The sequence below is a fragment of the Sphingobium yanoikuyae genome (genome assembly GCF_034424525.1).
In the GTDB taxonomy this organism is placed as follows: Bacteria; Pseudomonadota; Alphaproteobacteria; order Sphingomonadales; family Sphingomonadaceae; genus Sphingobium; species Sphingobium yanoikuyae.
The window spans coordinates 4,604,273-4,623,291 of record NZ_CP139979.1 but is presented as its reverse complement, the minus strand read 5'-3'; the positions used below and the strand labels follow the sequence as shown (position 1 = coordinate 4,623,291).

The 19,019-nt window shown below is 58.3% G+C and carries 19 protein-coding genes; 5 read left to right on the top strand and 14 right to left on the bottom strand.

The genetic code is table 11. The annotated features are described in order from the left end of the window. Positions 1–296: 296 nt before the first annotated feature. The 3 genes from tnpA to tnpC are packed head-to-tail and all read left to right on the top strand — an operon-like array spanning position 297 to position 2,634. A complete protein-coding gene (tnpA, locus tag U0025_RS21400) occupies positions 297–725 on the top strand; it encodes an IS66-like element accessory protein TnpA (protein WP_279731898.1) in 429 nt (142 codons plus the stop codon). Positions 726–751: 26 nt separating this feature from the next. Further along, positions 752–1,078 (top strand): IS66 family insertion sequence element accessory protein TnpB, encoded by a 327-nt coding sequence (tnpB, locus tag U0025_RS21395; RefSeq protein ID WP_206434212.1) that lies wholly within the window; start codon positions 752–754, stop codon positions 1,076–1,078. 32 nt (positions 1,079–1,110) lie between these two features. Then, entirely contained in the window at positions 1,111–2,634 is a 1,524-nt protein-coding gene (gene tnpC, locus U0025_RS21390; protein ID WP_004209593.1) for an IS66 family transposase, read from the top strand. A gap of 134 nt (positions 2,635–2,768) precedes the next feature. On the opposite strand, the gene U0025_RS21385 is transcribed toward tnpC, so the two are convergent. From U0025_RS21385 to U0025_RS21345, 9 genes are all read right to left on the bottom strand, one after another. Beyond that, entirely contained in the window at positions 2,769–3,254 is a 486-nt protein-coding gene (locus U0025_RS21385; RefSeq protein ID WP_004209592.1) for a hypothetical protein, read from the bottom strand. A gap of 264 nt (positions 3,255–3,518) precedes the next feature. Beyond that, a complete protein-coding gene (locus tag U0025_RS21380) occupies positions 3,519–3,707 on the bottom strand; it encodes a hypothetical protein (protein WP_004209591.1) in 189 nt (62 codons plus the stop codon). Positions 3,708–3,822: 115 nt separating this feature from the next. Then, positions 3,823–4,887 (bottom strand): AI-2E family transporter, encoded by a 1,065-nt coding sequence (locus U0025_RS21375; protein ID WP_004209590.1) that lies wholly within the window; start codon positions 4,885–4,887, stop codon positions 3,823–3,825. A gap of 115 nt (positions 4,888–5,002) precedes the next feature. After that, the gene (locus tag U0025_RS21370) at positions 5,003–7,222 is read right to left on the bottom strand and encodes an amylo-alpha-1,6-glucosidase (protein WP_004209589.1); all 2,220 of its coding nucleotides are present in this window, start codon (positions 7,220–7,222) and stop codon (positions 5,003–5,005) included. Between the two features lie 8 nt (positions 7,223–7,230). Further along, a complete protein-coding gene (locus tag U0025_RS21365) occupies positions 7,231–8,325 on the bottom strand; it encodes a glycosyltransferase family 4 protein (RefSeq protein ID WP_004209588.1) in 1,095 nt (364 codons plus the stop codon). 161 nt (positions 8,326–8,486) lie between these two features. Beyond that, positions 8,487–8,687, bottom strand: a complete 201-nt coding sequence (locus U0025_RS21360; RefSeq protein ID WP_004209587.1) for a hypothetical protein — start codon at positions 8,685–8,687, stop codon at positions 8,487–8,489. A gap of 54 nt (positions 8,688–8,741) precedes the next feature. Further along, complete coding sequence (locus U0025_RS21355) at positions 8,742–9,458, bottom strand: Crp/Fnr family transcriptional regulator (protein WP_004209586.1); 717 nt, start codon at positions 9,456–9,458, stop codon at positions 8,742–8,744. A 387-nt stretch (positions 9,459–9,845) separates the two neighbouring features. Further along, on the bottom strand, positions 9,846–10,136 hold the full coding sequence (locus U0025_RS21350; protein WP_037490782.1) for a hypothetical protein: 291 nt from the start codon (positions 10,134–10,136) through the stop codon (positions 9,846–9,848). A gap of 59 nt (positions 10,137–10,195) precedes the next feature. Further along, positions 10,196–10,747: a type 1 glutamine amidotransferase domain-containing protein gene (locus tag U0025_RS21345; RefSeq protein ID WP_004209585.1), complete on the bottom strand. Its 552-nt coding sequence runs from the start codon at positions 10,745–10,747 to the stop codon at positions 10,196–10,198. Between the two features lie 231 nt (positions 10,748–10,978). Here U0025_RS21345 and U0025_RS21340 point away from each other — a divergent pair, with 231 nt between their 5' ends. Further along, positions 10,979–11,629, top strand: coding sequence for a sigma-70 family RNA polymerase sigma factor (locus U0025_RS21340; protein ID WP_004209584.1), 651 nt, complete (start codon positions 10,979–10,981; stop codon positions 11,627–11,629). A gap of 204 nt (positions 11,630–11,833) precedes the next feature. Here U0025_RS21340 and amyA read toward each other — a convergent pair whose 3' ends face one another. Then, a complete protein-coding gene (amyA, locus tag U0025_RS21335) occupies positions 11,834–13,312 on the bottom strand; it encodes an alpha-amylase (protein ID WP_004209583.1) in 1,479 nt (492 codons plus the stop codon). Positions 13,313–13,554: 242 nt separating this feature from the next. On the opposite strand from amyA, the gene U0025_RS21330 reads away from it, so the two are divergent. Continuing rightward, positions 13,555–13,815, top strand: a complete 261-nt coding sequence (locus U0025_RS21330; protein WP_004209582.1) for a hypothetical protein — start codon at positions 13,555–13,557, stop codon at positions 13,813–13,815. A 94-nt stretch (positions 13,816–13,909) separates the two neighbouring features. Here the strand turns inward: U0025_RS21330 and U0025_RS21325 are convergent, their stop codons facing one another. From U0025_RS21325 to U0025_RS21310, 4 genes are all read right to left on the bottom strand, one after another. Next, positions 13,910–14,263 (bottom strand): response regulator, encoded by a 354-nt coding sequence (locus U0025_RS21325; protein WP_004209581.1) that lies wholly within the window; start codon positions 14,261–14,263, stop codon positions 13,910–13,912. Continuing rightward, positions 14,256–17,681, bottom strand: coding sequence for a chemotaxis protein CheB (locus U0025_RS21320; RefSeq protein ID WP_004209580.1), 3,426 nt, complete (start codon positions 17,679–17,681; stop codon positions 14,256–14,258). Before U0025_RS21320 ends, U0025_RS21325 begins: the two co-directional genes overlap by 8 nt. Next, positions 17,678–18,235: a PAS domain-containing protein gene (locus U0025_RS21315; RefSeq protein WP_004209577.1), complete on the bottom strand. Its 558-nt coding sequence runs from the start codon at positions 18,233–18,235 to the stop codon at positions 17,678–17,680. Before U0025_RS21315 ends, U0025_RS21320 begins: the two co-directional genes overlap by 4 nt. A 130-nt stretch (positions 18,236–18,365) precedes the next feature. Then, a complete protein-coding gene (locus U0025_RS21310; RefSeq protein ID WP_004209576.1) occupies positions 18,366–18,860 on the bottom strand; it encodes a nucleoside deaminase in 495 nt (164 codons plus the stop codon). Between the last annotated feature and the right edge of the window lie 159 nt (positions 18,861–19,019).

Genomic DNA, 19,019 nt, shown 5'->3' with positions numbered 1-19,019 from the left:
TGGCGACATGTTGGCCGGTTGAAGATCGGGACGAAATATTGTCGTCCGACCGCTGCAGTTCTTCGGCGTCCGCCAAAATGGCCAGGTGCGGCAATGGAGAGGGTGGCGCCTCAACGAAGTGCATTAAGGGGGAAAATTGCATCAGGCCGGTCTCCTCGACACAATGAACGCTCAAAGATCTGAAATGTAAGCGCTGTTCTGCCCCCACCTTGCGCGTTTGAAGCGTAGCGCCGAGTTTCCGCGCCCTGATTGGGCTGGAGTGCGCTGCTACTATGATAATCTCGGGTGATGATCCTGTGAGCAAGGGCGCGCAGCGGTTCGAGGTGTTTACGGGCGCGGGCAAGCGGCGAGAGTGGCCGCCCGAAGTGAAGGCCTCGATTGTTGCAGAGTGCTATTCGGGCCGGGACGGGGTCAGTGCCGTGGCTCGCCGGCATGGGCTCGATCCCTCTCAGGTTTACGCGTGGCGGCGGGATTTGCGCAAGCAGCTCGAGGCCAAGGGGGGGATCCTGCCTTCGGAAGAGCCGGAAGCGGTCGCGTTCGTGCCTGCCGTAATCGAGCCCAGCGCGGTGTCCGGTCCTGCTCCCACGCGGCGTCCCCGCCGTCGACGTTGCGCAGCAGCTGCAGCTGTCGAGCTGGAGATCGACGGTGTGGCAGTGAAGATCGGCCGCAGTGCCGACGTCGGTGTGATTGCCGCGGTGATCGAAGCGCTCAAGGCGACGCGATGATAGGACCTGGGGCTGGCGCGCGCGTGATGGTCGCGACGCGCCCGGTGGATTTCCGCAAGGGACCTGACGCCCTGGCCGCGCTGGTCGGAGCCGAGTACGGCGGCGATCCCTATTCGGGCGTGATCTACGTGTTCCGGGCGAAGCGTTCGGACCGGATCAAGCTGGTCTGGTGGGACGGCACGGGCCTGTGTCTGATGGCCAAGAAGCTCGAGACCGGTGGCTTCAAGTGGCCGGGCATCCAGGACGGCGTGATGCGCCTGACCTCGGCGCAACTCGGTGCCCTTCTGGAGGGTCTGGACTGGCGCAGAGTGCACGGTGGACGCCGTCCCATTGTCCCGCAGATTGCCGGTTGACGGGGCCTTCGCCTACTGATTCACTGCCTGCCATGCTCATGGAAGCGGACCTCCCCGACGACGTTGAAGCGCTGCGTGCGCTCGTCCTCGAACAGGCCCGCGAGCTCGACACGCTCAAGGTTTTCCAGGCTGATGTGGAACGCCTGAAGGCGATCATCGAGGCTCTGCAGCGCCACCGTTTTGGACGCCGGTCAGAGCAGTTCGATCCTGATCAGTTCGAGCTTGCGCTGGAAGAAGTCGAGACGGCGTTGGCTGAAGCCGAGCATGCCAGGGACAAGGCAAGCCGGACTCCCGCCGAGCGCCCCCGCAAGAGCAACCGCGGTTCGCTCCCTGCCCATCTCGAACGGATCGAGCAGGTCGTCGATGTCGAGGACAAGGCCTGTCCGTGCTGCGGCGGCGCGCTCCACCAGATCGGCGAGGATGTAGCCGAACGCCTCGACGTCGTGCCCACGACCTTCCGTGTCCTCGTCACCCGCCGCCCGCGCTACGGTTGCCGCTCGTGCGAGAGCGCCATTGTGCAGGCCCCGGCACCGGCGCGGATCGTCGAGGGCGGCATTCCCACCGAAGCGCTGATCGCCCAGGTGCTGGTCGCCAAGTACGCCGATCATCTACCGCTGTACCGCCAGGCGCAGATCTACGCCCGGCAAGGCATCCAGCTTGATCGATCCACCCTGGCAGACTGGGTCGGACGGGCAGCTTGGTATCTGCGCCCCTTGCGCGATCACATCCTTGAGCGATTGCGACGATCAGAACGACTATTTGCGGACGAAACTACGGCGCCGGTGCTCGATCCGGGGCGTGGGCGAACCAAGACCGGCCAGCTATGGGCCTATGCCCGCGATGACCGACCTTGGGGCGGCGATGATCCGCCGATGGTCGCCTATGTCTATGCAGCCGATCGCAAGGGCGAACGGGCAGAAGCGCATCTCGGTGATTTTGCAGGTATCCTGCAGGTCGATGGCTATGGCGGCTATGCCGCGCTCGCCAGGCGCCGCCAGCAGATCAGCCTCGCTTTTTGCTGGGCACACGTCCGGCGCAAGTTCTACGAGCTGGCCGACAACTCGCCGGTGGCAACGGAAGTGCTGCGTCGCGTCGCCTTGCTCTATGCCATCGAAGATGAGGCGCGAGGATTATCGGCGGAGCAACGCCGGGCTGTTCGCCATGACCGCAGCCGCATCATCGTCGATGATCTTCGCCAGTATCTCGAGGCCCGCATCCGCCAGGTCAGCGCCAAGAGCAAGCTCGGCGAAGCGATCCGCTACGCGCTCACCCGCTGGGATGGGCTGTCACGCTTCCTCGAGGATGGCCGCATCGACCTCGACAGCAACACCGTCGAACGCTCTATCCGGCCCCTCGCGCTGAACCGCAAGAATGCCCTGTTCGCCGGTTCCGACGAAGGCGGCGACAACTGGGCGGTGATCGCCACGCTCATCGAAAACTGCAAGCTCTCCGGCATCAACCCGCACATCTGGCTGACCGATACGCTGAACAGCCTGGCCAACGGTCATCCTGCGAACGGCGTCGCCGAACTCATGCCTTGGACCACCGTGGGCTGAAAACACCGCTTACTCTGAAATGGTCCAATCCGTTAGCAAACTTCGTAACGGTGAAGGATGTCAGGCTACAGACAGATGATGTGCCGATTTGCTCTGGTCTCTTGGCATTGCACGTTGCGGTGAGGAGCCGCCTTTTACGGTGAATATATTCTGCTGCCGGTGACCGGATCATATTCGGGCGGCGGCAGGCTGCTGATTCGATCCAGCATGCTCTGACTTGGCGAGACGCAACAAATATCCCAGATCTGCCCGACAGGATAAGCGCCTACCGCGAGGAAATCCCGACTCTGCTTGACTGCGCGGTGGCCGGTTCCGGCCGGCAGCATCAGCGCATCGCCGGCCGCCACCGCAATTTCAAATCCGGCCGATCCTCCAAGTGCGAGAGTGGCATGACCCGAGGCCATTCCAAGCACTTCATGCGCAGTCGAGTGATAATGATCATAATCATAGATCTTGTCACGCCACTCAGGTAGCCAGCCATGGCTCGCAAATCGCGCCTCGAAGGCCTTGGCCAGATCCGTCCTCTCGCTTGGCTCGACTCCGAGGTACAGCCCGACCGGGATGGCAGAATTATTGGGCACCCAACCATCACGCGAGAAAAGGATCGACTTAAAGATCATGCCTTTTCCTTGATGTTTCAATGACGAGTTCGACCGACACTGGCTCATATCGCAGCCCCGTCCCAAGCTGCGGCGACGGATTGCATAGTCGCGCTGCGAGGGGCCTGCATCCGATGGCTTCGCAAGCCGTAATTTTCATCTCGTGGGTGATCGATAGGGCCGCAGATTTCGGTTCAAGTTTTTTCCGCGATTCGCGTCTGCAAGGACAGCATCGCGAACGACCGGAGCATGGGGGAGAGAGATCGTGGCAGGCTTCCGGTCGCCTCAAAGGGCCATCTCAACAATATCCAGGCGATTGTCCTGCGCGTAGATCATCGCAGCCTGCAGGGCGTCCATGCGCGAGGCATAACCTCTGTTGTCGAGACTGAGGACTGGATCGCCCGGTCGGCCGCTCTCGGCGCTGATATGCCAGCGGCCCTTTTCCTGCCTGATCGCAACATATTTGAACATCATCGAAGATCCTGCAAGGCGCGCCATTGGTTCGCCGACAATGCGGCAATCGCCGTTTCGTTCCCCCCGGGTCGATCTTGCGTTCATGGGGGCTATGCGGAATCCAACAATTCCCTGTTCAGTCTCGCGTGGAAGCGGCTTTCTGCTCTGCCAATATATCCCATCCCGTCAGGAAGAAGGCCGCAGCAATCGGCCCAACCACGATGCCGCTGAGGCCAAGCGTCTCGATACCGCCGAGGGTCGTCACCAATATGAGCCAATCCGGCAGACCGGTATCTCGACCTACGAGCATGGGCCGTAGGAGATTGTCGACAAGACCGATCACAAAGACGCCGGAAGCAACCACGATGACGGCCTGCCAAAAATCGCCCGTAGCAAGCAGATAGGTCGCTACCGGCAGCCATATTATCGCAGGTCCGATCGCTGGTAGCAGGGCGGCAATCGCCATCAGCACCCCCCATAGAAGGGCGGCAGGCATGCCTACTATCCAGAAAGTTGCTGCGCCTAGCATGCCTTGCGCCAGGGCGACAATTCCCGATCCCTTTATGGTCGCGCGCACGACGATCACGAAGCGGGTTGCAATCCGATGGGCTATGGTCGGTTCAAGTGGCAGTCTTGTGATGATCTGCGATGCTAACGCCTCCCCATCGCGCAGGAGAAAGAAACTCACATAGAGACCCACCCCAAAGGAAAGCACGAAAGCTGCTGCGTCCGCGCCTATGGTCAATGCGCGCTGCGTCAATATGCTCGCGCTGTTGCTCAATGCCTGAGAAATCTTGGCTTGTGCCCGCTCAAACGTGCCAAAACCGGCATTCTCAACCCACTGCTGCAACCGCATCGGCAAAGCAGCATGCACCTGACCGAAATAGGTCACAAAGTCGATCTGGCCACTTCTGATCTTTGCGTACACGCCGCTTGCCTGCTCGATCACGAGGCTCCCGATTATCAGGGCCGGCATGATGACAGCTATGATAATGATGAGCAGCGTCAACGCCGCCGCCATGTTGCGTCGCCCGCGACAGTCGAACAGGATACGTCTGTAAAGCGGCTGAAAGAGCAGGGCCGCCAGAGCAGCCCACAATAATGCCGAGATGAAACCTGAAACAATCAGACCCAGCCCGAGCGTCGAGATGGCGATGAAGAGGATCAATCCTCCATTGTCGATACGCTCGCGCGAAATCATCCAAATTCCGATCGATCATTGCTGATATGCTGAGCGGGACCAGCATCTTGAGCGCGGGTGAAATAGTCGGCTGATGCCATCCGGCTCAGCTGTGTGCGCTCCTTGGACTGGCTCATCACGCTATACTGACAATCCTCACCTGACTGTCCCGATGCTGCGGTTTGACGACCACCGTATCTCCCAGACGCTCAAGCATGATATCCGCCTCAGCCAGGCCCAATGGCAACGCCTTGATGAAAAGCCGGTCGATAAATGTCGGCAAGGTGGGTTGGCGGAAAAGGATTTCGTTGGACGAGACATCAAATGCCAGTCCAAGACTGGCCTGGATCAGAGATAGCGGGGCCGCCGCCGACCATGCCTGGGGGCTGCAAGCGACCGGATAAAAGGTCGGGCCTTGGGAGCGTCGTCGCGGGAAACCGCAGAACAGTTCAGGCAGCCGCATGAGATCAACATAGGTTGCAGCGGCAAAGAGTCCTTCGAATATCTGCGCCGCCTGACGCTGAAACCCATATCGCGAAAAGCCTGCGGCAATCAGCGCATTGTCGTGCGGCCAGATTGAGCCATTATGATAGCTCATGGGATTGTAGCGTTTTTCGGTCGACGCGATCGTCCTGACGCCCCAGCCGGAAAATGAGGCGGGCGCCATCAAGGTTGCCACCACTATGGGCGCGCGCTCTGGTCGTGCCAGGCCTGTGTAGAGGACATGGCCTGCGTTGGAGGAACGAACCCGGCAGGGCTGCTTTTGCCCATCGAGCGCGAGCACATATGTTCCCAGTTCCGCGTCGAAGAAAGACGCGTCGAAACGCTGCTGGAGATCGACAGCCCGGGCAAGATAGGTTTCCGAGCGATCCAGATCGCCCATCGCACGATAGATGAGGCTTGCCGCCTGCCACGCGCCATAAACATAGGCTTGAACTTCAGCCAGAGCGATCGGGCCTCTGGCGATACTGCCATCGACATGGAAGATGGAATCATGGCTGTCCTTCCAGCCTTGGTTCTGCAGGCCCTGATCCGTCAGGCGTCCATATTCAACGAAGCCATCACCATCGCGATCGCCATGAGTGTCGATCCATCGCAATCCAGCCTCGATATTGGGTAACAAGCCAGCGAGATATTCAAGGTCCCCGGTGCGCTCCAAATAGGCGCCGGCCAGCATGACGAAAAGCGGCGTGGAATCGATGCTGCCATAATAATGACGGAAAGGGACCTCTCCCAGCTCGGCCATTTCGCCGTGACGTACTTCGTGCAGAATCTTACCTGGCTCGGCATCAGCTGTCGGGTCGAAATCCGTCGCCTGATGCGCAGCGAGATATCCAAGCACGCCTCGGCTGATGGCCGGGTCCATCCAGATCGTCTGAAGGGCAGTGATCAGGGCATCCCTACCGAAAACGGTGCTGAACCAAGGAATGCCGGCATAGGGATAAGGCCCAAATTCTGTATCGGTGGAGAGCATCGAGATGTCGGAAACCGAACGCCGCGAAACGGCATTGAACAGGTCATTGGACGATTGCATCGAAGCAGCGCGGCGTCGCGCATGCTGAAGCGCACGCATGGCCTCGCGCAGGGATTTTAGAAAGAGCTTGGGAAGGGGTTGATCGACCTCATTCTTATGTTCGCAGGAGATACGTGCGAATAATGTGGATCGACTGCCGGGGCCAACAGTGACTTCAAATAGCGCCTGCTCCGCCGTTAGTTGCGCGGGTGCGGGATCAAAATGGAGATGTGTCGAGCGTTCAAGGTCATCGCGTCCTCGATAGCCTAGCAGGACATCGGCGTCTCCGACCTGCGGCTCGTGCATGGTGCCGCGTCGCAATCTGGTCATGCCACGTATCTCGAACAGATCCGCAAAATCGGAAGCGAAGGACAGGCCTACCGACACCCGACGCTCTGCAATGTCGAAATTGCGGACAATGATGCGTTCATAGATCGCGCCGTCCCACAGAAAGCGGCTGCGACGCAGATGGATCAGATCATGCTCCACCTCTACGCGCCCATCCTCTCCAATGAAGTCCGGGTTGGCCAGATCACAGGTCAACATTGCATTGTCGTCCCGCAGCGCCGAACTCAGCAGGATCGGGCGCATGCCATTGACCGTGAGGTACAGGTGCGAAAGATGGCGCGTATCGCGATGGTAGAAACCCTCGGGACTACCAGGCCCGGATATGGCGTCGCCGCTGTGATCAAAGACAGCAAAGCTGTCTCCATGCTTGAGTGTGCGTGGGCGACGTTCATGCAACGAGGCGGTCGCAGGAATGAAGAACTGGGTTTGCGCCTGCGACAGCGCCTGTCCCCCTGCAATGCCCGACACCCCTGGCTGCGATTGGGTCTGCGACATGGCGGCTCCTATGCGACGATCTGCAATTCCGATTCTTCGCCACGCCGGCGACGCAGCCAGGCTGCGTCGGTGCGCGCACCAGGCAGTCTATGATATAATGCGGCATAATCGGCAGCCATCCTGTCAGCCGTGAACCGTGCGTCGAATACGCCGCGCACCATTTTGCGCTCGAGGTGACGAATTTGTTTCACCGCTTCGACAGCCTCGTCTTCGCTGTCGACGATGAAACCCGAGCGCCCATCCTCGATGACCTCCGGAACCGATCCACAGCGGAAGGCGATCACCGGCGTTCCGCAAGCCATGGCTTCGATCATCACCAGTCCGAAAGGCTCAGGCCAGTCGATCGGAAACAGCAAGGCGCTCGCACCACCGAGGAAATCAGCTTTCTCTCGCTCGTTGATCTCGCCGATGAAGCGAATATTGGGATATAGTTTGACGAGAGGCGCGATCTCTTCCTCCCAATAGGCGCGGTCGACCGCGTCGATTTTTGCCGCAATTCGCAATTCCATGCCGGCTCGGGCTGCGATGCGGATAGCGCGGTCCGGTCTTTTTTCAGGCGAAATACGCCCGAGAAAGGCGAGATAACCTTCATTTTCACCAAGGCTGGGGGTGAGCAGATCGGCCGGGAGACCATGGTAGATGGTCGCGCCCCAATTGACCGGGGGCATGGGTTGCCGTTGATGATCAGAGATCGAAACCAGGCAGTGATCGCCAAAGCAGCGATAGAATGGCGGCAGATCAGGAAGGTCCAGCCGACCATGTAGTGTCGTCACGGTGCGCCCGATGAAATCCTGGATCATCGGCAGATGCAGAAGATCGATATGGAAATGGAGCGCATCAAACTCGTCCGCCCGTTGCCGCACCGCATCAAGCATCATCATATGATAGGGGATCGTGTCGACGATTCCCGGGGTCAGTCGCAGCGCCGCCGGCGTGATCGGAACAAGCTCGGCCGAAGTCTGTGAATCGCCGCTGGCGAACAGGGTCACTTCGTGCCCCTGATGCACCAAAGCTTCGGTGAGATAGGAGACGATCCGTTCGGTACCCCCGTAAAGCTTGGGCGGTACACTTTCAGCCAGGGGAGCGATTTGAGCGATCTTCATGCGGCTATCCTCTAACGGAGATAGGCCTCGTTCCTCCCCCAGCGCACGAGCCGCAAAGTAAAGCCGCATGAATGGCTAAAGTTGCATTGCGGAAACAATAAAAATAATGAGCAAACCCGAAATGATCTGACATATTGATCTAAATCAATACGATTTTATCTTCAGTCTTCCGCAAAATCTTCGGTTTGTCCTTTTTCCAACTGTTCACGCGCCTGTTCTGCGGCACGCAACAGGGAAAGACCCGTCCCCTCCGCTGCACTGGCTGTCAGCGTTATGGCGATGCCGTTGGGACCATCCAGCATGATCAATCCGGCGTGGGCTGAGGCGATGCCAGCTTCTTCATGGATACCCGGGGTTGGCATATTTTCGCTCCTTCTCCAAGCCCGGACAACGACAGGCTGACAAGGGCGGTTCCGTCAATTCTGGTCGTCGAGGAAAAGGTAAGCGGGATCAAATTCGCCCAACCGCGCCAGGCCTTTTCGATCGCGAATTTCAACATCATGACGATGCATCGCCAAGAGGTTGCGATCTTTGAGTTCCCGCAGCATCCGGTTCATATGAACGGATGTAATTCCGCATGCCTCCCCAAGATCGGCCTGCGTCATCGGAAGGATGAAATGCGATCCATCACTTCGCCCGATCGCGCGCAATTTTGCCTCGGTTTCGCAGAAGAAATGGCTGACTCTCGCAATCGCATCGAGGCGCCCGAGGCGAAATATCCATTCGCGATGCATGGCAGCATCAAGGAGCGTGCTGAACCAGAGCAATTTCGTAAGCGCCGGGCGCGTCGCAACAAGATGATCGAGCGCAACATGGGGCACCAACGCTACCCGACAGGCGGTCAAGGTCGCGAGGTCATGATCAAGATGACCAAGCGGGTAGCCATGAAGGTCGACGAAATCGCCGGCCACATGCACTGCAACAAGCTGTCTTTCTCCCTGCCGGTCATCCATGTACCGGCACATGACGCCGTCGATGAGATAGGTGCTCATGGTGATATTTTGATCGCGAGAGATGAAGGTCTTGCGAGGAGGCAGGTTTCGCACGTCAGCTACCGCAGCTTCAAGCGCTTCGAGATCCTGGGCACTCAGGAGGTCACGCCTTCGACCTCGCAGAAAGTCGGCAAACACCATCATCATGTCCAGCATTGCAAAATGGATGATCAATGCATTCGCACATCACCCGACAAGGGTCGAGTGCAAAGGATCACTCACGCTTCGCACAGATAATCCGGCCGAGATCCGAGCGAACTGGATCGCGGTCGCCACGGTCAAAAGGTCACGGGTGCATCACGCGGGAGCCGCAACGAAAGCCAGATACTAAAAACCCTGCATCTTTCGATGCAGGGCTAGGGGGGCCGCAAGTCAATGACTTACCGAACGATAACTTCTCAATGTCCGCTTTGTATCCGAAGAAATGCGCTCACTCGAAATTTTCTGGTCAAGCTGCACGCAGGCAGTCGCACCCTTGCCTAAAGATCGCTCAGCCTTGGTCATTCGAAAACTCCAGCGCGTCTTTCTTCAGGAGGCGTCCGGACTAACCATATCAGCCCGCTTTCGCGTATGTTTGTAGCTCACCGCAGGGCTATTGGTCGCCATGGATGGTTTTGTCCTGCAGGCAGATTGCGCATTTTGCGCCACCGTTTTTTCGAAGGTCCGCTTGAGGAGCCAACCCACCGCGAATGTGACTGTCGCAGTGACAGCGGCACGCGCTGCGGTTTCCGCAATTCCGATCTTCACCGCGTCCTGCATCGCCTCATCACGAGACTGGCCAAATGCCCGACCCTGTATGGCCTTTTTACGAAAAATCATTGACCCTCACCCTGTTGCAAAATTGGCGGCCGGCGTTCGCCGCCCGTTCCAGAAAAAGTTCAACGCGATGACGCGTTTGCAAATGCGTCGACGAGCGCAGCACAAAATGCCGGCAGATCATCAGGACTGCGACTGGTGATACACTGACCGTCGATCACGACTTCCTCATCCACCCAATGACCGCCGGCATTTTCGATGTCCGTCCTGATCGAAGGATAAGAGGTAAGCGAATGACCGGGGGCTATCTTGGCTTCGATCAGAAGCCAGGGCGCATGACAAATAGCCCCGATCGGCTTACCCGCATCGAAGATTGCCTCGACAAAGGATATCGCTTCGGGGCTGGCACGCAATTTGTCAGCACCCACACTGCCACCGGGAATGACCAGGCCATCGAAAGATGCAGGATCTGCTTCATAGAAGGTCATGTCGACGGCATATTCGCCACCGGGATCAAGATCATGAACATTGGTGCGTGCCTGGCCAGATTGAAGGCCGATCACTTGAACGCGCGCACCCGCCCTCTTTAAGGCGTTCATCGGCTCCAGAAATTCGACTTCTTCCGTACCGCGCGGAGCGATGAGAAGGGCGATCGTGCGGTCGCTGAGCGACATGGCGACTCCTTTGGAAATAGTTTTTCTGACTGGGTTAGATGAGGGGGTAACGGCCAGAGGCCCTGCAGGATCCGATCGCCCCGTAAACATGCGCCTCGCACCGGCTTGCCATGGCCGACAGGCGGCTGGCGCAGAGGCGGACAGGTCTTCGCCCCGCCGACCCCAGCGGAACAGATCGTCAACCACCCCGTTATCAGACACAGCGCTACATCATCGTCACGAAGGGCCTGTATGACGGCAACGCAAATCGCCGAGACTCCGCACAAGCTGACTGACACAGCATTCAAGCGGGAACTCACGCTGGTCCTGCCGCAACTCAGAGCTTTTGCCCGCAGTCTGTGTGGTGATCGCGATCTTGCCGACGACCTGGTCCAGGAAACCATGCTGAAATCTTGGAGCGCGCGGGGGCGGTTCATAACCGGCACCAATTTTCGTGCATGGACGTTCACTATCCTTCGCAATCACTATTTCAGCCTCAGCCGGCGCAGCAAATTTGTCGGGGCGTGGGACGATCTTGTCGCAGACAGACTACTTGCCGCGCCCGCGGAACAGTTGAAGATTGTCGAGCTATCCGATGTCGTGCGCGCTCTCGCGCAGATCCCCGTTCCTCAGCGTGAGGCACTTATATTGATCGGGGCGGGTGGCTTTTCCTACGAGGAAGCCGCGACCATCATGGGCACTGCGATCGGTACTGTCAAAAGCCGCGTTGCTCGTGCTCGCACGGCGCTCGAAGCTTTGATCAACGATGGCCAATTAGCCCAGTCCCGATCGGAATTCGAAGCCGATGAGAATGTGACAAACCTGTTTTCTGTCATCGATGCCATTGAAGATCGACAGCCGGCTGGAGAGCCGGGTGAGGCCATGACCCGTCTCGTTGCCTGAAGGGCTGCATTCACTTGGCCGGGCGATGCAGAACGCGCTTATCCGTCTGCGACGACTCGCCAGAGTTACGCTGACCGCCATCGCGCCGATCCTGAACCGGCGCCGCCAGCCTCTCGGTTCGTTCGAGATGCACCTTGTCCTGTATTGAAAGAAATAGGCTGCCAGAAGAGCCGAAGGCCAAGAAGGCAAATTACGGAAATTGCGTTATGTGCGAACCCAAAGACTGATCGAGCCGCCGGGCACCTTAAGGATGATGCTTCCGTTTTCATCAGCGATTATCTCTTCAGCATGATGGCCCAGAAAATCATGGAAAGATGCCCCTGCATGCTCCGGTCCGAGCTGGACCGATTTGCTCGCCTCTTCGCCATTCGACACAAGCAGGACACATCCTGGCTGATCCTGGGTGCCATGGCGTATGACACCGACACAATGTGGATCATCAAACAGATCGCTTTGCGGTCCATGGGCATAGAGTTGCCGTGCTCTGAGCAACTGAGGCAGACATGCCACCGGCTCGATGACGATCTCATGCGCGTGCCCATCGCCACCTTGATCGGCATATCGTGCGCCGAAAAGATCGGGATAGAAGATGCATGGGGTGCCCTGTTCGAGGATCAGGATCAAGGCATAGGCCAGGGGTTTGAACCAATCCTCCACGGGTGCTTCAAGAGCCTGGAGCGGTTGGGTGTCGTGATTGCCGACGATCGTTACCGCATGATCCGGGGCGGCATGCAGCAGCGAACCATCGAAGATCGTTCGCAGGTCAAAATCGCCGCCGGCTCGTGCCGCATCGTGAAAACGATGGAGAAGGCCGACATCGAAAAGCATGAGTTGTCGATCGACCATGTCCAGATATGCTTGCAGGACCGTCATGTCGGGATGCCAATATTCGGCGACGACAAACAGCGCGTCGCCGACGCTTTCGCGCATGTGCCCTACCCAATCGCGGAAAAACCATGCAGGGATATGCTTGGCTGCATCGAGACGGAATCCGTCACAAGGCAGTTGATCAGCCAGCCATCTGCCCCAATATTTGAGCTCTTCATAGACCGCCCGGTTCCGAAACTCGACGTCTGATCCCATCAGATAGTCAAAATTGCCCTTTTCGTCGTCGACCTCGATATTCCATTCCCCATCACCATATTCATTGACGAGCCGGAACACGCCATCTTCATCCGGTTCTTCAATATGGTCGACGCCGGTGAAGCATCTGGCATCCCAGACAAACTCTGAATAGCGCCCCTGGCGTCCAGGGAAAACGTAGCGGGTCCAGGCGCGAGCCTGGAATGCTTGGTCTTCCACTTCGTCCCGATTATCGGGATTGGCCCTGCGAACATGGACCGTTTCCATCTCGTCCGCGCCCATTTTATGATTGAAGACAACGTCATGAATGACGCCAAGGCCAACGTCGTGCAGCGCATGCGCCGCCCGTTCCAGCGCGGCGCGATCACCATATTTGGTGGCTATGGATCCTTTTTGATCGAATTCGCCCAGGTCAAAAAGATCATAGCTGTCATAGCCTACGGAATAGCCGCCTGCAGCCCCTTTATAGGCCGGAGGTAGCCAGACGTCCGTCACACCCAACTCCTTGAGATCCTCCGCTTTTTGAGCGACCTCGTCCCAGAGCTGGCCTCCATCAGGATAGTACCAGTGGAAAAACTGAAGCAGCGTGCGTCCGGCCATGAAAGCTCCCGTTCCAACATAAGTCGCTGCCGCTAAACGAGCGCATGGGACAGGAGTTGCAGAGGCCGAATTGCTTGCCGATTTTGCGCGGGGCGCTTCGCGACGGCTGCACAAATTCGAGCCATAGAAAGCGTGTGCCGCTTGCTCATGATTCCCGTTTGGGGGCTGCAAGAGGAGAAAATCCGGAACCACGTCGCTCCACGGGAGATTAGAGCGACTATGGAGAAGTGAGAGGAAGCATCATGTGGATATTCATCCTGGCTATCGCGGCAGCCGCGCAGCCGCAGGCCACGACTATGCAAGGCAATGGTCACCACGCGAATGATGCGCGGCGCACGCAGGAGGAGCAGTCCAAAAACCAGCCGATCCACGGTCAGGAGGCGCAGCCCGACGACCGCGCCCTGGGCGAACGGTCGGGACCTGAGGAGGATCGGAATGCTGACGGAGCCTTGATGCCCGGCGCGCCAGGAACGAACAATCCGACCATCCCCGACGACGCCTGAAAATCTCCGCCTTCAGGGACATCTTGCGACGGCCTGAGGCGCGTGGTCAGGTGCTGCGAGGAAATGGTGGCGGAGCGCTACGCAAAAATTGGGCTCATTCGGCGAGCAGCTCGAGTATCGTATCTCTCAGGGCCGCGGGCGAACAGGGCTTCTCGCACACCGCAGCCTTGGAATAGCGCCGCTTGAGATCCGAGGCGTCGGCATGCCCGGAATGGAATATGATTGGAACGCCCGCTTTTTCGAGCAAATCAGCCGCCGGAAAGACCTCGCCATCCTGCAAACGCACGTCGAGCACAGCGCAGGACGGCAGTTGCGCAGTGACCGCCGCGACAGCATCCTTAACAGAGATGTAGGGGCCGTCGACCGAAAAGCCCTGAGCTTCAATGATGTCCTGTACATCGAAGGCAACCAGGAGCTCGTCTTCAACCAGCATGATCGTCTTAGGCATCGGCCAGAACCTTGTCCGGCAGGGTAAGGCTTATCGTGAACATGTCGTCGCTAATATCTCTTTCCACATGCCCGCCCAATTGTCGGGATGATGTCTGGACCAGCAGGGTGCCAAATCCGCTCCCAACGTCGCCATCCTCGCTCAGTGCGTCCCGGCGCGTTTCGCTCCACGTCAACTGGAGATCATGGTCAAGTTTCCAAACGATGTTCAATCTCCCATCGGAGGCCCCCAGAGCCCCATATTTGACCGAATTGGTCGCCCATTCATGCAGCATCAACGCCAGGGACGAGAGGCAGGAACGCGCGATGAGGATTTCAGGTCCACTGATCGAGATTGCTGCATGATCCCGATAGGGTTCGATGGTTGTCCGAACCAACTCTTCCAGATTGATGGCCTGTACTTCCCCCGTTGGCGAAGCAAGGGAATGCGCACGTCCCAAGGCTGCAATACGCTCCCTCAGATCGGCGGCGTAGGCACGCACATCATCATGAATCCGCGCCCCAGCGGAGACCATTCCGCCCACGATCGCGAAAAGATTCTTCACGCGATGATTCATTTCGCGCAACATCAGTTCACGCGTCTCGGCGAGCATATATTCCGACGTTACATCGATAGAGACGCCGACCAGATGACGGACTGAGCCATCGCTCACGATCCTGCCGAAACTCTTGATGCGACGCGTTTGGCCGTTCTCGACGACGCGATAGCTCGCTTCGAAATCGCCCCCTTGCGCGACAACTTCCGCCAATGCTGCATCGAAAGCTTCACGGTCGTCGGGATGCAGTCGCGCCAGGCGCCGCTCACCATCGGTCGAAGCGATGTCGGGCGCTATTCCCAGGATGGAACGCCCATGGTCATCGATGATCGCCTCGCCCGTGTCGACATTATATTCCCATGTTGCAACGCCACCTGCCCGAATGGCCATCCCAAGGCGCTCACGTTCGGCCGCAAGATCGCGCTCGAGAGACAATGCGTCAGTAATGTCCGTCAGGACGAGCGTCGCGCCGTCCGTCGATCCGCTCTGGGTTCTGTAAGGCAATGTTCGAAGCGAAAGGGTTCTCGCGCCATCGCGGGTCGTGACACGCCTCTGGATCACAGGATGCCCCTCTGACACGGACCGTGCATCATCAAGATAGAGCGTCCCTGCAAGGCGTGACGTGACATCCTCCAATGGTCGTCCGCGGTCGCTGGGCTGAAGCGGAAAAAGGGCCGTCGCAGCTTCGGTGTAGCTTCTGATCTGAAGTTTTCCATCGAGCACAATCACTGCCAGATCGGTCGACTCGAAGAAATTTCGAAGGTCGGAATTTGCAACAGTCAGCTGGTCAACTTTTGACTTCAGCTCATCATTTACGGTCGTGAGCTCCTCGTTGGTGGACTGAAGCTCCTCATTCATCGACATCATTTCTTCGTTGGAGCTTTTCAGTTCCTCATTCGCCGTCTCCAATTCTTCGACAGCGGTACGCAGGCGGTGCCGCGTGACACGAAGCTCGTCCTCCAACGCATCGAGATGATCATCGCTTGCGTCCAGTTCGCCGACATCCTGATCAAGCGCTGGGCGGAAAGGCGCCGTGTCGCGGAAAACGAAAAGCAGCGTGCCATCGGTCAGTGGATCGCAGATGACATCGATCTGCTGCATGCCATATTCGGACATGACCTGCACATCACGCGCAACGACCCGCTTTCGACTGTCGCGCGCTTCGCGCAGTAGCGGCCCAAGAACGTTGCGAAGCCCAGCGCGGGCGAGACCAATCGCGCTCGAGCCTCCCGTCCGTGTGACCGGAAAATCAAAATAGCGGCCGAGCCGACCATAGGCAGAGATGATGGCGCCATCCTGATCTAGCACGAGACTAGCGGGCGTATAGCGCTCGACGAGGCGACGAACCGCTATGGTCTCATCGCTTGCCGACCGACCCGACGGCCTGTTGCCGGAACCTGTCGCGGGTTGATCGCGGAGCCTGCCGCCACCCGGCAGATCGATCGGATAATTGGGTGGCCCAGGCGCGCGTTGGAAAAGGCGCGCCTGCTGATCGATCGCCGGGAAGAGATGCTCGAATCTCCCGACGCTTTCGGACGGTCCAAGAAACAGATATCCATTTGGCCGAACAGCATAATGCAGGATCGGCATGACCGTTTGCTGCAGCCGATCATCGAAATAGATGAGAAGATTGCGACAGGAGACCAGATCGATGCGCGAGAAGGGCGGATCCTTGACCAGGCTATGACTGGAGAAGCGGATCATGTCCCGCAATTGGGGAACGATCGTGAACCTTTCTGCGTGAGGGATCGCATATTGCTCGCGCAGCGCCAGCGGAATATCTGCAAGCGCAGACGCAGGATATACTCCTTCGCGCGCAATCTGCAGCATCTGCTCATCAATATCCGTAGCGAAGATCTGCACGGATGCCGGCAGAATATTTCGTTTGCGAGCAGCTTCGGCGAAGAGCATCGCAACGCTGTAGGCTTCCTCGCCAGAGGAGCAGCCTGGAACCCATACCCTGATTTCCTCGCCATCGGCCTGATCGACCAGCGGCTCGATAACCGTGATCCTCAGACGCTCGAACAGATCTGCGTCCCGGAAAAATCGGGTGACGTTGATCAGGAGATCACGAAACAGCGCTTCACATTCGTCCCTGTCGCTTTTTATCCGCGAAAGATAGCTGTGGCCCGACGTGATCCCCAGCACATGCATGCGCCGTTCGACCCTCCTGATAAGGGTCGTGCGCTTGTAACCCGAAAAATCATGGCCCACCGCAGTTCGCAGTGTCTTGCACAGATCATCGACATGATCGGCGACCAGAGCAGCTTCCCGTTCGGGTGTTTCGGCCGTGGCACGGTGCTGGAAAAATCCTTCCAGACATTGAATTATCTCGCTTGGACGTTTGACGAAATCGACCAGTCCGGTTCCCACAGCAGACAGCGGCATGCCATCATATTTTGCCGTTTCAGGATCCTGCACGACACACAGCCCGCCATTTTCCTTCACGGCACGCAAGCCCATGGTCCCGTCAGCGCCGGTACCTGAAAGTATGACGCAGGCGGCATCCGCCTGCTTGTCCGACGCGAGGGAGATGAAGAAATCATCTATCGGTCTGCGAAGACCGCGGGGCTGCGCGAAGTCGGTCAGTTCCAACATGCCCTCGCGTATGACCAGGCCGCGACCGGGAGGGATGATGTAAACCTTGTCCGCCTCTATCTGCTCACCACCCTCGCACTGGAGAACTTCCAGGGTCGTGTGGCGGTCCAGCAATTGCGCCAGCATGCTCTCATGATTGGGATCAAGATGCTGAACGATGACGAAGGACATGCCGGTCTGGCCACGGGCTGACGCCAGCATTTCGCGCAGGGCCTCAAGCCCGCCCGCCGAAGCGCCGATGCCCACGATCGGCAACCGGCTGGGGTTAGCCGTCTCACCGCTCAAAGGAAATCGCCATTGTCCAGATCCGACAATATGAGCTTGGCCTGTGCTATGGTGGCCACCGTATTCGCGATTGTCATCAGCGAACCTTCAACCACGATCCCGCTTTCCGCCAGGACCGGACTCAATCGGTCAAGCGTACGCTCAAGGTCGAGATCATAATCCGCCAGTCGATCCGGCTGGGTGCGACTGACATCGAATTGAGACGCAAAAATATAGCGCACCTGGCCCGACTGAGCGCGAAGTTTCGTCATGTAGAGAAGATTGACGAAGGGGCGCCCGTCCTTCCGGAAATTGACGATGGACGTCCGCACGTTCGCCTGCCCATCGTCCTGGAGGAACGACCGTATCTGCGCGCGGGCCTCTTCATTCCGGCTGCGTCCCTGCAAGAACCTGCAATTGCGGCCGACGATCTCGCTCGTCGCATAGCCGGTCAGGTTCCTGAAGCCCTCATTCGTCAACAGCAGCTCATGATCGCCCTCTGCGCGGCCGAGCGACAAAGCCACAGGCGAGCTGTCAAAATAGCTTGCCAGCTGCTCTGGGAGGATTGCGCGCATCAGAACTCCATAAGTTGATCCGCACGCACAACGCCCGGCCCTTTCATCGGCTCCGCGATACCCTTGGCTTATCGTCGAAACAAGCCGACCCGATTGAGCCATGCCGCCATCTGGGCAGAAAATGATGATGTTATAGGTTGGCCTGTTCCTCCTCCGAAAGATCTGCGTCAGGCGGGTAGTAAAGTTCAGCGCATTCCGCGCGCAGGCATCCCCCCTCTATCGAGATATCATCGCGATAGGCTTCTGCTACGAAATCCAGCGTGTCGACATGCCTTGCCTCGAAATACATCTGATGAACATCATGCCTTCCAGCGCCGTAAACGACCCTTCCGACCTTTGCCCAGATCGATGCCATCGTGCACATTCCACATGGCTGAAGCGTCGAATAAAGCGTTGCGCCGCGCAGCTCCATGTCACCGCTATTCTCGCAACCGCGCCTGATCGCCATCATTTCTGCATGGGCTGTCGCGTCGGGTAACTCCTGAGTCTGATTGCGTTCGCCGGCTATCATCCTCCCATCCAGCACGATCACGCAGCCCAGAGGGGAGGTTGAAGGATCAGACCCTTTTGAACGCGCAATCGCGATAGCCTCGCGCATCCATGCTTCGTCTTCGGGCTGAATCATCTGGTCCTCCTCGTCCTGACACGTTCCTCAGGACTGCTAAGATGTTGGCGCCGCGCACCGACCTCATGTCGGCGCCAGCTGCTTTGGATGTGCCAACGAAATGAATCTGTCGTCCCGGACAGCTCAGCACAGAATTGTCCGCATGCGCACTAATGGCGC

Coding starts and splice junctions, on each gene's coding strand:
- tnpB (WP_206434212.1), top strand. CDS start 752: ATGGTCGCGACGCGCCCGGTGGATTTCCGCAAGGGACCTGACGCCCTG.
- tnpC (WP_004209593.1), top strand. CDS start 1,111: ATGCTCATGGAAGCGGACCTCCCCGACGACGTTGAAGCGCTGCGTGCG.
- U0025_RS21385 (WP_004209592.1), bottom strand. CDS start 3,254: ATGATCTTTAAGTCGATCCTTTTCTCGCGTGATGGTTGGGTGCCCAAT.
- U0025_RS21380 (WP_004209591.1), bottom strand. CDS start 3,707: ATGATGTTCAAATATGTTGCGATCAGGCAGGAAAAGGGCCGCTGGCAT.
- U0025_RS21375 (WP_004209590.1), bottom strand. CDS start 4,887: ATGATTTCGCGCGAGCGTATCGACAATGGAGGATTGATCCTCTTCATC.
- U0025_RS21370 (WP_004209589.1), bottom strand. CDS start 7,222: ATGTCGCAGACCCAATCGCAGCCAGGGGTGTCGGGCATTGCAGGGGGA.
- U0025_RS21365 (WP_004209588.1), bottom strand. CDS start 8,325: ATGAAGATCGCTCAAATCGCTCCCCTGGCTGAAAGTGTACCGCCCAAG.
- U0025_RS21360 (WP_004209587.1), bottom strand. CDS start 8,687: ATGCCAACCCCGGGTATCCATGAAGAAGCTGGCATCGCCTCAGCCCAC.
- U0025_RS21355 (WP_004209586.1), bottom strand. CDS start 9,458: ATGGTGTTTGCCGACTTTCTGCGAGGTCGAAGGCGTGACCTCCTGAGT.
- U0025_RS21350 (WP_037490782.1), bottom strand. CDS start 10,136: ATGATTTTTCGTAAAAAGGCCATACAGGGTCGGGCATTTGGCCAGTCT.
- U0025_RS21345 (WP_004209585.1), bottom strand. CDS start 10,747: ATGTCGCTCAGCGACCGCACGATCGCCCTTCTCATCGCTCCGCGCGGT.
- U0025_RS21340 (WP_004209584.1), top strand. CDS start 10,979: ATGACGGCAACGCAAATCGCCGAGACTCCGCACAAGCTGACTGACACA.
- amyA (WP_004209583.1), bottom strand. CDS start 13,312: ATGGCCGGACGCACGCTGCTTCAGTTTTTCCACTGGTACTATCCTGAT.
- U0025_RS21330 (WP_004209582.1), top strand. CDS start 13,555: ATGTGGATATTCATCCTGGCTATCGCGGCAGCCGCGCAGCCGCAGGCC.
- U0025_RS21325 (WP_004209581.1), bottom strand. CDS start 14,263: ATGCCTAAGACGATCATGCTGGTTGAAGACGAGCTCCTGGTTGCCTTC.
- U0025_RS21315 (WP_004209577.1), bottom strand. CDS start 18,235: ATGCGCGCAATCCTCCCAGAGCAGCTGGCAAGCTATTTTGACAGCTCG.
- U0025_RS21310 (WP_004209576.1), bottom strand. CDS start 18,860: ATGATTCAGCCCGAAGACGAAGCATGGATGCGCGAGGCTATCGCGATT.